General features: G+C 65.8%; 9 protein-coding genes. 5 read left to right on the top strand and 4 right to left on the bottom strand.

From position 1 onward, the window contains the following. Positions 1-4: 4 nt before the first annotated feature. The 4 genes from nagA to nagE are packed head-to-tail and all read left to right on the top strand — an operon-like array spanning position 5 to position 6,354. The gene (gene nagA / locus LOY22_RS05290; protein WP_258596685.1) at positions 5-1,102 is read left to right on the top strand and encodes an N-acetylglucosamine-6-phosphate deacetylase; all 1,098 of its coding nucleotides are present in this window, start codon (positions 5-7) and stop codon (positions 1,100-1,102) included. Next, positions 1,092-2,114: an SIS domain-containing protein gene (locus LOY22_RS05285; protein ID WP_093386953.1), complete on the top strand. Its 1,023-nt coding sequence runs from the start codon at positions 1,092-1,094 to the stop codon at positions 2,112-2,114. The genes nagA and LOY22_RS05285 overlap by 11 nt, the downstream gene beginning before the upstream one ends. A gap of 19 nt (positions 2,115-2,133) precedes the next feature. After that, entirely contained in the window at positions 2,134-4,674 is a 2,541-nt protein-coding gene (gene ptsP / locus LOY22_RS05280; protein WP_258596682.1) for a phosphoenolpyruvate--protein phosphotransferase, read from the top strand. A 12-nt stretch (positions 4,675-4,686) separates the two neighbouring features. Beyond that, positions 4,687-6,354: an N-acetylglucosamine-specific PTS transporter subunit IIBC gene (gene nagE / locus LOY22_RS05275; protein WP_258596680.1), complete on the top strand. Its 1,668-nt coding sequence runs from the start codon at positions 4,687-4,689 to the stop codon at positions 6,352-6,354. Between the two features lie 91 nt (positions 6,355-6,445). On the opposite strand, the gene LOY22_RS05270 is transcribed toward nagE, so the two are convergent. Next, positions 6,446-6,757 (bottom strand): YqfO family protein, encoded by a 312-nt coding sequence (locus tag LOY22_RS05270; protein WP_093386966.1) that lies wholly within the window; start codon positions 6,755-6,757, stop codon positions 6,446-6,448. 3 nt (positions 6,758-6,760) lie between these two features. Next, positions 6,761-10,660 (bottom strand): phosphoribosylformylglycinamidine synthase, encoded by a 3,900-nt coding sequence (gene purL / locus LOY22_RS05265; protein ID WP_258596678.1) that lies wholly within the window; start codon positions 10,658-10,660, stop codon positions 6,761-6,763. 246 nt (positions 10,661-10,906) lie between these two features. Here purL and mltF point away from each other — a divergent pair, with 246 nt between their 5' ends. Further along, positions 10,907-12,367, top strand: coding sequence for a membrane-bound lytic murein transglycosylase MltF (gene mltF, locus LOY22_RS05260; RefSeq protein ID WP_045196482.1), 1,461 nt, complete (start codon positions 10,907-10,909; stop codon positions 12,365-12,367). 24 nt (positions 12,368-12,391) lie between these two features. Here mltF and tadA read toward each other — a convergent pair whose 3' ends face one another. Both tadA and LOY22_RS05250 read right to left on the bottom strand, forming a co-directional pair. Then, on the bottom strand, positions 12,392-12,874 hold the full coding sequence (gene tadA / locus LOY22_RS05255) for a tRNA adenosine(34) deaminase TadA (protein ID WP_093386979.1): 483 nt from the start codon (positions 12,872-12,874) through the stop codon (positions 12,392-12,394). Next, positions 12,874-14,250 carry a multicopper oxidase family protein gene (locus LOY22_RS05250; protein WP_093386984.1) on the bottom strand — a complete coding sequence of 459 codons (1,377 nt, stop codon included), beginning with the start codon at positions 14,248-14,250 and terminating at the stop codon, positions 12,874-12,876. Before LOY22_RS05250 ends, tadA begins: the two co-directional genes overlap by 1 nt. Positions 14,251-14,256 lie beyond the last annotated feature (6 nt).

The raw sequence follows: 14,256 nt of genomic DNA, 5'->3' as shown, positions 1-14,256 counted from the left end.
CCCCATGAGCGAACACAACATACTCACCCCGACGGGCTGGGTACGCGGACGCCTGTTGCTGCGTGACGGCCGCGTCGCCGCCATCGACGGCCAGCCCTGCGACCCGCAGGGCAACGATCTGCCCTACCTGCTGCCCGGTTTCATCGACCTGCATGTACACGGCGGCGGTGGCAGCGACATCATGGAAGGTGCCCAGGCGTTCGCCACCATTGCCCGTACCCACGTGCGCTTCGGCACCACCTCGTTGCTGGCCACCACCATGACCGCGCCGAAGGAAGAACTGGCCCAGGTGCTCGGCGCCCTCGGCGAGTACGTTCGCCAACCGTGCAACGGCGGCGCGCGGGTGCTCGGTGTGCATCTGGAAGGCCCGTACATCAACCCCGGCAAGCTCGGCGCGCAGCCGAACTTCGCCCACCTGGGGCTGCTCGAAGAGGTCGACGCCTACCTGGCCCTGGCACCGATCAAGGTGATCACCATCGCCCCGGAAGTCGCCGGCCACCTGCCGTTGATCCGCACCTTGAGCGAGCGCGGCGTGCGCCTGCAGATCGGCCATACCCTGGGCAACTACGAAGAAGGCGTGGCAGCCCTGGAAGCCGGCGCCACCAGCTTTACCCACCTGTACAACGCCATGAGCCCGCTGCACCACCGCGAGCCGGGCATCGTCGGCGCGGCCCTGGCCCATGCGCGCTTTGCCGAGCTGATTCCCGACCTGCTGCACGTGCACCCCGGCGCCATCCGCGTGGCCCTGCGCTCGATTCCTTGCCTGTACTGCGTGACCGATTCCACTGCCGCCGCGGGCATGCCCGATGGCGAGTACAAGCTTGGCAGCCACACCGTGACCAAATGCCTGGGCGGCGTGCGCCTGGCCGACGGCACCCTGGCCGGCAGCACCCTGACCATGGACCAGGCCCTGCGCAACCTGGTGAAGATCGGCCTGCCCCTGGCCGAAGCCTCCCAGCGCCTGTCGCAGTTCCCCGCCGACTACCTCGGCCTGCAAGAGCGCGGGCGCCTGCAGCCCGGTAGCTGGGCCGACGCCGTGAGCCTGGATCGCAACCTCAACCTGATCGGCGTAATGGTCGAAGGAGAACACCTTGAGCTCTAAGATGCTTGCCGAGGCCCTGGCCGCGGCCAACGTTGTGCAGACCCAGTTGCAGCGCTGCGACGCGCGTATTGCCAGCGTCGCCGAACAGCTGCGCAGCCTCGCGCCGCAGGTTGCCCTGACGGTCGCCCGCGGCAGCTCGGACCACGCCGCCAGCTACTTTGCCTACCTGGCCATGCAGCAGCTTGGCCTGCCGGTGGCCTCGCTGCCGATGTCGGTGGTGACCCTGCAGAACTCGCCCCTGCAGGTGCGCGGCCAGGTGGCCCTGGGCTTTTCCCAGTCGGGCCAGAGCCCGGACCTGGTCGACAGCCTGCGCACCCTGCGCGAACGCGGCGCCACCACCCTGGCGCTGGTCAATGCCGAAGACTCGCCACTGGAGCAGGCCTGCCAGTACCACCTGCCGCTGTGCGCCGGCCCCGAGCTGAGCGTTGCCGCGACCAAGAGCTTTATCGCCACCCTCAGCGCCAGCGCCCGCCTGGTCGCCCAGTGGCAGCAGGACCCGGCGCTGCTCGACGCCGGCCTGGCTCTACCCGGGCAACTGCGTGAAGCCGCCGAACAAGACTGGAGCCTGGCCATCGAGCAACTGCGCGACTGCCAGCGGCTGATGGTCATCGGCCGTGGAGCCGGCTTTGCCATCGCCCAGGAAGCGGCGCTCAAGTTCAAGGAAACCTCGGCGATCCAGGCCGAAGCCTTCAGCAGCGCCGAGGTGCGTCATGGCCCGATGGCGCTGATCGATGCCCATTACCCGTTGCTGGTATTGGCGCCTCGTGGCGTCGAGCAGGCCGGCCTGTTGCAGTTGGCCGAAGACATGCGCCAGCGCGGCGCCAAAGTGCTGCTGGCGGCGCCGGCGGACATCCCCCAGCGCAACCTGACCTTAAGCTGCGCCGCCCACCCGGGCCTCGATCCGCTGCTGGCGATCCAGAGCTTCTATGTCATGGCCGCAGGCCTGGCCGAGGCGCGTGGCATGGACCCGGATCAGCCCCGTCACTTGAGCAAAGTGACCCGAACTCACTGAGGCACCGAGGACCTTGCGCATGCCCAACAACAAGAACATCACCCTCCATGCCCCCCTCGAAGGCCCGCTATTGCCGCTCGACCAGGTGCCCGACCCGGTGTTCGCTGGCGGCACCCTGGGCAACGGCATCGCCATCGACCCGCTCAACGACTGCCTGCAGGCGCCTTGCGCCGGCACCGTCATCCACCTGGCGAAAACCCTGCACGCCCTGACCCTGCGCGCCGACAACGGCGCCGAGGTCCTCATGCACATCGGCCTGGATACCGTGCAGCTGCAGGGCCGCGGCTTCGAAGCACTGGTGGCCAACGGCGAACGGGTCGAACGTGGCCAGCCGCTGATCCGCTTTGACCTCGACCTGGTGGCGCAACACTGCACCAGCCTGATCACGGTGATGATCCTCAGCAACAGCAGCGACTACCGCTTGCTGCCGCGCACCACTCGCTCGGTGGCATTGGGTGCGCCGCTGCTGGATGTCATCCCCAATGCCAGCATCGCTGCAGGCAAAGCAGCCAGCAGCGGCGAAACCGTGCGCGGCAGCGCCAGAGTCGCTCATCACGGCGGCTTGCACGCGCGCCCTGCGGCGCTGCTGCGCCAGACTGCCCAGGGCTTTGGCAGCCGCGCCGAGCTGCACTTCAACGGCCAGGTCGCCGCGCTCAACAGCCTGGTGTCGATCATGGGCCTGGGTGTCGGCGAGCAGGATGAAGTTGAAATTGTTTGCAGCGGTGCCGACAGTGCGCAGGCGCTGCAGGCACTATTGGCAGCAGTCACCACCGCGAGCGTCGGCGAACAGCATGCCGCCCCTGCCATCAGTGCTCAGGCCACACCCGTCGCCAACCTGCAGCCCGGCATCCTCAACGGTGTCTGCGCATCGCCGGGCCTGGCCTGTGGCCCGCTGGCGCGTCTGGACGGGATACGCCTGCCGCCAGACCCGGGCGGCCATACGCCCGCTGCGCAGCACCAGGCCCTGGACGCCGCACTGGTCAGCGTCAAAGCCGCCATTGAAGGCGACTTGAAACAGCTGCAACAAGGTGATGCTGCAGCCATTTTCGAAGCGCACCTGGCACTGCTCGACGATCCGTCACTGATCGACGCTGCACGTCAGCGCATCGACCAGGGCATTGCCGCCAGCCACGCCTGGAGCCAGGCCATCGACGCCCAGTGCGCGATCCTCAACGCCCTCGACAAGCCGCTGCTGGCCGAGCGCGCCAACGACCTGCAGGATTTGCAGCAACGGGTATTACGCGCCCTGCTCGGCGAAAGCCGCGAACTCGAGTTGCCACCCTCGGCGATTGTCGCCGCCCATGAACTGACGCCCTCGGACCTGCTGCTGCTCGACAAGCACGCGGTAGCCGGGCTGTGCATGGTCGCCGGGGGCGCCACTTCGCACGTTGCCATCCTCGCCCGCGCCCGCGGCCTGCCGTGCCTGGTTGCCCTGGGCCCGGAGCTGTTGAACCTGCAGGCCGGCCAGGTGCTGGTGGTGGACGGCGAGCAGGCCCGGCTGGAAACCGCGCCAGACGCCGAACGCCTGGCCGAAGTCGCGCAGCTTCGCCAGCAACAGCAGCAACGCCGCCAACAGCAACAAGCCGCCGCCCAGGGCAGCGCCCAGACCCGTGACGGGCGCCTGATCGAAGTTGCCGCCAATGTCGCCTCGGCGGCCGAAGCTGCCCAGGCCCTGACTCTTGGCGCCGACGGCGTCGGCCTGTTGCGCACCGAATTCCTCTTCGTCGACCGCCACACCGCCCCGGATGAACAAGAGCAACTCAGCGCCTACCAGGCGGTAGTCGACGCCATGGGCGATCGCCCGGTGATCATCCGTACCATCGATGTCGGCGGCGACAAGCAACTGGACTACCTGCCCCTGCCCCACGAGGCCAACCCGGTACTCGGCCTGCGCGGCATTCGCCTGGGCCAAGTGCGCCCCGAGCTGCTCGACCTGCAATTGCGTGCCCTGCTGCAGGTCAGCCCGCAGCGCCGCTGCCGGGTCATGCTGCCGATGGTCAGCGAGGTCGATGAGCTGCTGGAAATCCGCCAGCGCCTGGACCACCTGGCCAGCGAACTGGGCATCAACCAGCGCGCCGAACTCGGGGTGATGATCGAAGTTCCGGCCGCCGCCCTGCTCGCAGAGCGCCTGGCCGAACACGCCGATTTTTTCTCGATCGGTACCAACGACCTGTCCCAGTACACCCTGGCCATGGACCGTGACCACGCGGGTCTGGCCGCCCGCGTCGACGCCCTGCACCCGGCGCTGCTGCGCCTGATCGACCTGACCTGCCAGGGCGCTGCCCGCCATGGCCGCTGGGTCGGGGTGTGCGGCGCGCTGGCCTCGGAGCCGCTGGCCACCGCGGTGCTGGTCGGCCTCGGGGTCAGCGAGCTGTCGGTCAGCGCCCCGCAGGTCGGCGAGATCAAGGAGCGCGTGCGCCAGCTCGACAGCAGTGAATGCCGCACCTTCAGCCAGCAGCTGCTGGGCCTTTCCAGCGCCCGCGCGGTGCGCCAGGCCTGCCGCGATTTCGCCGCACGCCCGCTACACCACCGCCACTCCCCACTCAGCACAGAACAATAACCGGAGCGCACCATGTACCAGCACTTCATCCAGGGCCTGCAACGGCTCGGCCGCGCCCTCATGCTGCCCATCGCCATCCTGCCGATTGCCGGCCTGCTGCTGCGCCTGGGCGACACCGACCTGTTGGACATCGCCCTGATCCACGATGCCGGCAACGCGATTTTCGCCAACCTGGCGCTAATCTTCGCCATCGGCATTGCCGTCGGCTTTGCCCGCGACAACAACGGCACCGCGGGCCTGGCCGGGGCCATTGGTTACCTGGTGCTGGTCTCGACCCTCAAGGTCATCGACCCGCACATCGACATGGGCATGCTCGCCGGGATTCTGTGCGGCCTGCTCGGCGGTGCGCTGTACAACCGTTTCAAGGACATCAAGCTACCCGAGTACCTGGCCTTCTTCGGTGGCCGGCGTTTCGTGCCGATTGCCACCGGTTTATCGGCGGTGGGCCTGGGCTTGCTGTTCGGCCTGATCTGGCCGCCCCTGCAGAACGGTATCAACAGCCTCGGCCAACTGCTGCTCGACAGCGGCAGCATCGGCGCGTTCTTCTTCGGCGTGTTCAACCGCCTGCTGATCGTCACCGGCCTGCACCATATCCTCAACAATCTGGTGTGGTTCGTCTTTGGCAGTTTCGAAGGTGCCAATGGCCTGACGGTAACCGGCGACATCAGCCGCTATTTCGCCGGCGATCCCCGGGCCGGCCAATTCCTCGCCGGGATGTTCCCGATGATGATCTTCGGCCTGCCCGCCGCCTGCCTGGCCATGTACCGCCATGCCCTGTCGGGGCGGCGCAAACTGATTGGCGGCATCCTCCTGTCGATGGCCCTGACCTCGGCGCTGACCGGCGTTACCGAGCCGATCGAGTTCGCCTTCATGTTCCTCGCGCCGCTGCTGTTCCTGATCCATGCCGTGCTCACCGGACTGGCCATGGCCCTGTGCGACCTGCTCAATATCCGCCTGGGCTTTACCTTCTCCGGTGGCGCCATCGACATGGCCCTGGGCTGGGGCCGCTCGACCAATGGCTGGATGGTGTTCCCGGTCGGGCTTTTGTATGCGCTGGTGTACTACTTCGTTTTCGACTTCTGTATCCGCCGCTTCAACCTGAAAACCCCGGGCCGCGAAGACCAGCCCAGCGAAGAAGCTCCAGTCCAGGACGCTAGCGCACCACGCGGCAAGCGCTACATCGATGCTCTCGGCGGTGCCGCCAACCTGCTCTCGGTAGACGCCTGCACCACACGCCTGCGCCTGTTGCTCAATGACCGCGGCCTGGCCCACGATGGCATGCTGAAAACCCTCGGGGCCATGGCCGTGGTACGTCCGGGTTCCGGCGGTAGCCTGCAGGTGGTGGTCGGGCCGCTGGCCGACACCATTGCCGACGAGATTCGCAACCAGCTGCCCCATGCCCTGGCGAATGTCGTCGAACAGCCGCAAGTGAAAGCCGAGGCGAGCGAAAGCATGGCCGCTGAAGACTGGCTCAGTGCATTGGGTGGCAAGGACAACTTGTTGAAGGTCGATTGCGTGGCCCTGACCCGAGTGCGGGTCGAGCTCAAGGATGCGCGCAAAGTGACGCGCGAGCGCCTGTTGGCGCTGGGGTGCCAGGGGGTCAGTCCGCTGGCGGATGGGACCTGGCATTTGTTGCTGGGCAAGCGTGCTGCTGCCTTGAGCCAGGCGTTGCAGGGCTGAAAAGCATCGCGGGTCAAGTCGAGGCGTCGCACCGCCGCTCCCGCTGTGGGAGCGGCGGTGCGGCGACCCGACTTGACCCGCGATGAGATCCTTAGAAGTCCGCTAGCTGCCAGACCTCATAAGCCGGGGTTTCATAAGGGTGGCTGAGCTTGAGGGCAGCGACCACCGAGCCGATCAGCTCGTCGGCCACCACCAGCTCAACCCGCCACTCTTCGACCTGCTCGACCACGCCCGCCTGCCCGAGGAACGGCTGACTGCCGTCCAGCGGACGGAACTGGCCCTGGCCCAACACCTGCCAGGCGCAGCAGTCGTAGTTGCCGATGCGCCCGCCACCGGCAGCGAACACAGCGGCCTTGACCACCTCCACGTGGCTTGGCGGGACGAAGAAGGCGAGCTTGTACACCCCTTAGTTCACCCACGCCCGGGCGTTGCGGAACATGCGCATCCACGCCGCGTCTTCGTTCCAGTCATCCGGACGCCAGGAGTTCTGCACGGCACGGAAGACCCGCTCAGGGTGCGGCATCATGATGGTGACGCGACCGTCGCGGCTGGTCAGGCCGGTAATCCCGCGCGGCGAGCCGTTCGGGTTGGCCGGGTAGCTTTCGGTGACCTTGCCGTGGTTGTCGACGAAGCGCAGGGCCACGCAACCGGACAGGTCGGCTTCGAGCAAGGCTTCTTCGCTGGCGAACTCGGCATGGCCTTCACCGTGGGCGATGGCAATCGGCATGCGCGAACCGGCCATGCCCTGGAGGAAGATCGAGTTCGACTTCTGCACTTCGACCATGGCCACACGGGCTTCGAACTGCTCGGAGCGGTTACGCACGAAGTGCGGCCAGAACTCGCTGCCCGGAATCAGCTCGTGCAGGTTGGACATCATCTGGCAACCGTTGCACACGCCCAGGGTGAAGCTGTCGCTGCGCTCGAAGAAGCCCTGGAAGGCATCACGGGCACGGGCGTTGAACAGCGCCGACTTGGCCCAGCCTTCACCGGCGCCGAGCACGTCACCGTAGGAGAAACCGCCGCAGGCCACCAGGCCCTTGAAGTCGTTGAGGTCGACGCGACCGGCAAGGATATCGCTCATGTGCACGTCGATGGCGTTGAAGCCGGCGCGGTCGAAGGCTGCGGCCATTTCGACCTGGCCGTTGACGCCCTGCTCGCGCAGCACTGCCACTTGCGGACGCACGCCCTTCTTGATGTACGGCGCGGCGATGTCCTGGTTGACGTCGAAGCCGAGCTTGACGCTCAGGCCGGGATTGTCTTCTTCCAGCAGCACGTCGAACTCTTGGTCGGCGCAGTCGGCGTTGTCGCGCAGACGCTGGATCTGATAGCTGGTCTCGGCCCACTGGCGCTGCAGCAGGCGGCGGTCGCCCTTGAACAGTTCTTCACCGGCCAGCTTGATCAGCACTTCGCCGTTGTTGATCGGCTGGCCGATCACCGCGACGCAGTCTTCACCCAGACCGGCTGCGCTGAACTGCGCCAGCACGTCCGGAGTAGCGTCCTGACGCACCTGAATCACCGCGCCCAGCTCTTCGTTGAAGAGGATGGCGGCGACTTTTTCGCGCTTGCTGGTCAGGGTGTCCAGTTCCAGGTCCAGGCCGCAGTGGCCGGCGAAGGCCATTTCCAGCACGGTGGTCAGCAGGCCACCGTCGGAACGGTCGTGGTAGGCCAGCAGGTGGCCGTCGGCGTTCAGGCCCTGGATCACGGCGAAGAAGGCCTTGAGGTCTTCGGCGTCGTCGACGTCCGGCGCTACGGCGGCCAGCTTGCCGTGGGTCTGGGCCAGGATCGAGGCGCCCATGCGGTTCTTGCCGCGGCCCAGGTCGATCAGGATCAGGTCGGTCTCGCCCTTGTCCATACGCAGTTGCGGGGTCAGGGTCTTGCGTACGTCGAGCACCGGGGCGAAGCCGCTGACGATCAGCGACATCGGCGAGGTGACGCTCTTGTCAACGCCCTCTTCGCTCCACTTGGTCTTCATCGACATCGAGTCCTTGCCCACCGGAATGGTCAGGCCCAGCTCCGGGCACAGCTCCATGCCGACAGCCTTGACGGTGTCGTACAGGCGGGCATCTTCACCCGGGTGGCCGGCAGCCGACATCCAGTTGGCCGACAGCTTGATGTCGGACAGCTTGCCGATGTGCGCGGCAGCCAGGTTGGTCAGGGTCTCGCCAATGGCCATGCGCCCGGACGCCGGGGCGTCGAGCAGGGCCAGCGGGGTACGCTCGCCCATGGCCATGGCTTCACCGCTGTAGACGTCGAAGCTGGTGGCGGTGACGGCGCAGTCGGCCACCGGTACCTGCCAAGGGCCGACCATCTGGTCGCGGGCAACCAGGCCGGTGATGGTGCGGTCGCCGATGGTGATCAGGAAGCTCTTGCTGGCCACGGCCGGGTGGCGCAGGACGCGCTCGACCGAGTCGTTCAGTTCCAGGGTGCTTGGGTCGAAATCATCGCCCAGCTCCGCTTCGCGGGTCACCGAACGGTGCATGCGCGGCGGCTTGCCCAGCAGCACGTCGAGCGGCATGTCGACCGGGGTGTTGCCGAAGTGGCTGTCGGTCACGGTCAGGTGCGGCTCGGCAGTGGCCTCGCCGACCACCGCGAACGGGCAACGCTCGCGCTCGCAGATGGCCTGGAAGCGCTCGAAGTCGCCAGCGCTGACCGCCAGCACGTAGCGTTCCTGGGATTCGTTGCTCCAGATCTCGTGCGGGGCCATGCCCGGCTCGTCGTTGGGCACGTTGCGCAGTTCGAAGCGGCCACCGCGGCCACCGTCGTTGACCAGTTCCGGGAAGGCGTTGGAAATACCGCCGGCGCCGACGTCGTGGATGAAGGCGATCGGGTTGTTGTCACCCAGCTGCCAGCAACGGTCGATGACCTCCTGGCAGCGGCGTTCCATTTCCGGGTTCTCGCGCTGCACCGAGGCGAAATCGAGGTCAGCGGAGCTGGCGCCGGTATCGACCGACGAAGCCGCGCCGCCACCCAGGCCGATGAGCATGGCCGGGCCACCGAGCACGATCAGCTTGGCGCCGACGGTGATCTCGCCCTTTTGCACGTGGTCTTCGCGGATGTTGCCAAGGCCACCGGCCAGCATGATCGGCTTGTGGTAACCGCGTACTTCTTCACCGTGCGGGGTGTTGATCGACTGCTCGAAGGTGCGGAAGTAGCCAGTCAGCGCCGGACGGCCGAATTCGTTGTTGAACGCGGCGCCACCCAGCGGGCCTTCGACCATGATGTCGAGGGCGGTGACGATGCGGTCCGGCTTGCCGTAGGCCTGCTCCCATGGCTGTTCAAAGCCCGGGATGCGCAGGTTGGAAACGGTGAAACCGGTCAGGCCGGCCTTGGGCTTGGCACCGCGGCCGGTAGCGCCTTCGTCACGGATTTCGCCGCCGGAACCGGTGGAGGCGCCGGAGAACGGCGAGATGGCGGTCGGGTGGTTGTGGGTCTCGACCTTCATCAGGATGTGCACCGGCTCCTGCACCGCGCCGTACTGGCGGGTCTCAGGGTTCGGGAAGAAACGCCCGGCGACGGAACCGACGATCACCGAGGCGTTGTCCTTGTAAGCCGACAGCACGCCTTCGTTGTGCATCTGGTAGGTGTTCTTGATCATGCCGAACAGGCTTTTTTCCTGGCTCTGGCCGTCGATATCCCAACTGGCGTTGAAGATCTTGTGGCGGCAGTGCTCGGAGTTGGCCTGGGCGAACATCATCAGCTCGATGTCGTGCGGGTTGCGCTTGAGGCCCTGGAAGCTGGTGACCAGGTAGTCGATCTCGTCTTCGGCCAGGGCCAGGCCCAGCTCGACGTTGGCTTTCTCCAGCGCGGCGCGGCCACCGCCGAGAATGTCGACGGCAGTCAGCGGCTTGGGCTGGGCGTGGCTGAACAGGCTGGCGGCCTCTTCAAGCTTGGCCAGCACCAGCTGGGTCATGCGGTCGTGGAGGATGTCGGCAACGATGGCGGCGTCGGTGTCGCTCAGCTCACCGCTGACGTAGTAGGCAATGCCCCGTTCCAGGCGCTGGATGTTTTCCAGGCCGCAGTTGTGAGCGATGTCGCTGGCCTTGCTCGACCAGGGCGAGATGGTGCCGAAACGCGGAACCACCAGGAACAGGCGCCCGCTTGGCTCCTGGACCGGTACGCTCGGGCCGTACTTGAGCAGGCGCGCGAGCACTTGCTGTTGGTCGGCACTCAGATCGCCGTCAACCTCGGCGAAATGCGTGAATTCAGCATACAAACCACTAACAGCGGGGACTTTCTGGCTCAGTTGCTCGATTAACTTACCGTGGCGAAAGGCAGAAAGGGCAGGAGCGCCGCGCAGGATCAACATCGTCGGGACAGCCTCAGGAAGGGGGTGTGCTTAGAGGCCGTGCATTCTAGCCTAATTCCGGCGCTTCCGGCACCCGAAACACAGCATTGCAGCACCTCCGCATGTCGGCCCGGCAAAGCGGACTCGGGGGTCAAAAAAAACCGCCGGTTTTGCCCTGCATTTTGCCTTTAACGCAAAGATCGCTAGCAGACAAGCAAACCGTTGTCGAGATATGGCGCGGCCGGTCCTTTGCGTATACTGCAACCTATGTTCGCCCAAACCGCTTTGCGCCAGCGGTGCGCCAGATGGCTCATCGCAACCGGACTCTTCCTGATGCTCGGTGCCTGTGTTGAAAAACCCAGCACCCTCGAGCGTGTCAAGGAAGACGGCGTGCTGCGCGTAATTACCCGCAACAGCCCGGCCACCTACTTCCAGGACCGCAACGGCGAAACCGGCTTCGAGTACGAGCTGGTCAAGCGTTTCGCCGACGATCTGGGCGTAGAGCTGAAGATCGAGACCGCCGACAATCTCGACGACCTGTTCAACCAGCTCGGCCAGCCGTCCGGCCCGGTGCTGGCAGCGGCCGGCCTGGTCAGCAGCGAACAGCGCAAGTCGCAGGTGCGCTTTTCACACCCGTATCTGGAAGTCACCCCGCAGATCATCTACCGCAACGGCCGTCCACGGCCCACCGACGCCAAGGACCTGGTCGGCAAGAAGATCATGGTGCTCAAGGGCAGCACCCACGCCGAGCAGATGGCCGAGCTGAAAAAGCAGTATCCGGCGCTCGAATACGAAGAATCTGATGCAGTTGAGGTGGTCGACCTGCTGCGCATGGTCGATGAGGGGCAGATCGACCTGACCCTGGTCGACTCCAATGAACTGGCAATGAACCAGGTCTACTTCCCCAAGGTACGGGTGGCTTTCGATCTCGGCGATGCCCGTGACCAGCGCTGGGCGGTGGCAGCCGGCGAAGACAACAGCCTGCTCAACGAGATCAACGAATTTCTCGACAAGGTGCAGAAGAATGGCACCTTGCAGCGTCTGAAAGATCGCTACTACGGCCACGTCGATGTACTGGGTTATGTAGGCGCCTATACCTTCGCCCAGCACCTGCAGCAACGCCTGCCGCGCTACGAGAAGGCCTTCCAGGCCTCGGCCAAGAAGGAACAGGTCGACTGGCGCCTGCTGGCCGCAATCGGCTACCAGGAGTCGATGTGGCAGGCCGAGGTCACCTCCAAGACCGGCGTGCGCGGCCTGATGATGCTGACCCAGCGCACCGCCCAGGCCATGGGCGTGTCCAACCGCCTGGACCCGGTGCAGAGCATCCGCGGCGGTGCCAAGTACTTCATGTACGTCAAATCCGAGCTCGATGACAGTATCGAGGAGCCGGACCGCACCTGGTTCGCCCTGGCCGCCTACAACGTCGGCAGCGGCCACCTGGACGATGCGCGCAAGCTGGCCAAGCGCGAAGGCCTGAACCCCAACAAGTGGCTGGACGTGAAGAAGATGCTGCCGCGCCTGTCGCAGAAGCAGTGGTACAGCAAGACCCGCTACGGCTATGCCCGCGGTGGCGAGCCCGTGCACTTCGTCGCCAACATCCGCCGCTACTACGACATCCTCACCTGGGTGACCCAGCCGCAGCTTGAAGGCAGCCAGGTGGCCGAGAGCAACCTGCACGTGCCCGGCGTGAACAAGACCAAGCCGACCGAGCAGACCCCGCCACTCTGAACTGTTTCGCGGGGCAAGGCCACCTCAGGCCTTGGCCCGTCGCGCCTTGAAGAACTCGGACAGAATCGCTCCGCACTCCTCTGCCAGCACCCCACCCTCAAATAGCACCCGGTGGTTGAGAAAGCCCTGGGTAAAGAACTGCCCCTGGCTCTGCACCACGCCGGCCTTGGGCTCCAGCGCACCGTACACCACCCGGTTGATCCGCGAATGCACGATCAGCCCGGCGCACATGCTGCACGGCTCCAGGGTCACGTACAGGGTGCTGCCGGGCAGCCGGTAGTTGCTCGCGGCCTGGGCGGCGGCGCGGATGGCGACCATCTCGGCATGGGCACTGGGGTCGCTGCCGCTGATCGGGCAGTTGAAGCCCCGGCCGATCACCTGGCCGTGCTGGACCAGCACCGCGCCCACCGGCACTTCGCCCATGGCCGCGCCTTGCGCCGCCAGCTCCAGCGCCAGGCGCATGAATTGCTGGTCGCGGCTGCGATCGATGATCTGCGGCTGACGCATCAGGCCACCTCGATCGCGGCCATCAGGCCGGTTTCCATATGATCGATCACGTGGCAGTGAAACATCCAGGTACCCGGGTTATCCGCCACCAGCGCCACCCGCGCGCGCTCGTTCTTGCCCAGCAGGTAAGTGTCGGTGAAATACGGCTCGATCTTGCGCTTGTTCGAGCTGATCACCTTGAAACTCATGCCGTGCAGGTGGATCGGGTGCTGGTACTGGGTCATGTTCTTCAGCTCGAGGATGTAGCTCTTGCCCTTTTGCAGCGTAGCAATCGGCCGGTCGGCGCAGGTCTTGTCGGTGATGTCCCAGGCCTTGCCGTTGATCTGCCAGAGGCTCGGCGGCTTACCGTTGTCGGTATTTACCGAAACCGAGCCGACCCACTCGAAATTGAAGTTGAGCTTTTCGGCGTTGGCTAGGTCCGGCTCGGCGATCGGGTTGGCCGGCAGCGCCGGCGGCCAGTCGCCCGGGGCTTCGCTGCTGGCTACCGAACGCAGGGTGCCCAGGCGCACCGGGCCATCGCGCAATGACAGTTCTTCACCGGCTGGCGGCATCTTGATCGCCAGGCAGATACGCATGCCCGGGCCCAGCCAGTAGTCTTTGCCCAGCGGGCGCGGAACGATGGGGTTGCCGTCCAGGGCGTAGACCCGCGCCTCAAAGTTGCCTTTGAGGTTAATGCGATACGTCAGGGTGTTGTCGAGGTTGAGCAGACGCACCCGCACGATCTGCCCGGCAGGCATCTCGACCACGGCGTTGGCCTGGCCGTTGATGGTAATCAACCGGCCGGCGGTGCCGCCACGGGCAGCTTCACGGGGGATGCTGAAGGGCAGATAAGCGCCCTGCTCGTCGACGTGCCAGTTCTTCAGGCTCAGGGTGCGTTCGTGCTGGAAGCCGGTGGGCTCGCGCTCCTCGACGATCAGCGGCCCGACCAGGCCTTTGCCGAGCTCTTCGGAACTGTTCACATGCGGGTGATACCAGAAGCTGCCAGCATCCGGCACGCGGAACTTGTAATCGAAATACTCGCCCGGCAATACCGGCAACTGCGAGACGTAAGGCACCCCGTCCATCTCCAGCGGCAGGCGGATGCCGTGCCAGTGGATGGTGGTGGCCACTGGCAGGTGGTTGATGAAACGCACCCGCAGCCATTCGCCCTGGCGCACCCGCAACTCGGTGCCCGGCGCCGACGGGCCGAAGGCCCAGGCCTCGGTCTTGAAGCCGGAGACCAGCTCGACATCCAGCGGCGCGGCGATCAGCTCGTAGTCATGCCCGGCATCCGGATCGGTCCTTCCTAGCCAGTACCGCGATGCGCCACCGGCGCCAAGGCCAATCGCCACCAGGCCGCTCAGGCCACCGAGAATTTGTCGCCGGGTAAAGGACATGCAGCA

It is taken from the genome of Pseudomonas sp. B21-035 (assembly GCF_024748945.1).
Taxonomy (GTDB): Bacteria; Pseudomonadota; Gammaproteobacteria; order Pseudomonadales; family Pseudomonadaceae; genus Aquipseudomonas.
The sequence above is the reverse complement of the archived record's forward strand: the minus strand, read 5'-3'. Positions and strand labels throughout refer to the sequence as shown.

Excerpts from the sequence above, each read along its gene's own strand:
- ptsP (WP_258596682.1), top strand. The coding sequence starts at position 2,134 with ATGCCCAACAACAAGAACATCACCCTCCATGCCCCCCTCGAAGGCCCG.
- nagE (WP_258596680.1), top strand. The coding sequence starts at position 4,687 with ATGTACCAGCACTTCATCCAGGGCCTGCAACGGCTCGGCCGCGCCCTC.
- mltF (WP_045196482.1), top strand. The coding sequence starts at position 10,907 with ATGTTCGCCCAAACCGCTTTGCGCCAGCGGTGCGCCAGATGGCTCATC.
- nagA (WP_258596685.1), top strand. The coding sequence starts at position 5 with ATGAGCGAACACAACATACTCACCCCGACGGGCTGGGTACGCGGACGC.
- purL (WP_258596678.1), bottom strand. The coding sequence starts at position 10,660 with ATGTTGATCCTGCGCGGCGCTCCTGCCCTTTCTGCCTTTCGCCACGGT.
- LOY22_RS05250 (WP_093386984.1), bottom strand. The coding sequence starts at position 14,250 with ATGTCCTTTACCCGGCGACAAATTCTCGGTGGCCTGAGCGGCCTGGTG.
- tadA (WP_093386979.1), bottom strand. The coding sequence starts at position 12,874 with ATGCGTCAGCCGCAGATCATCGATCGCAGCCGCGACCAGCAATTCATG.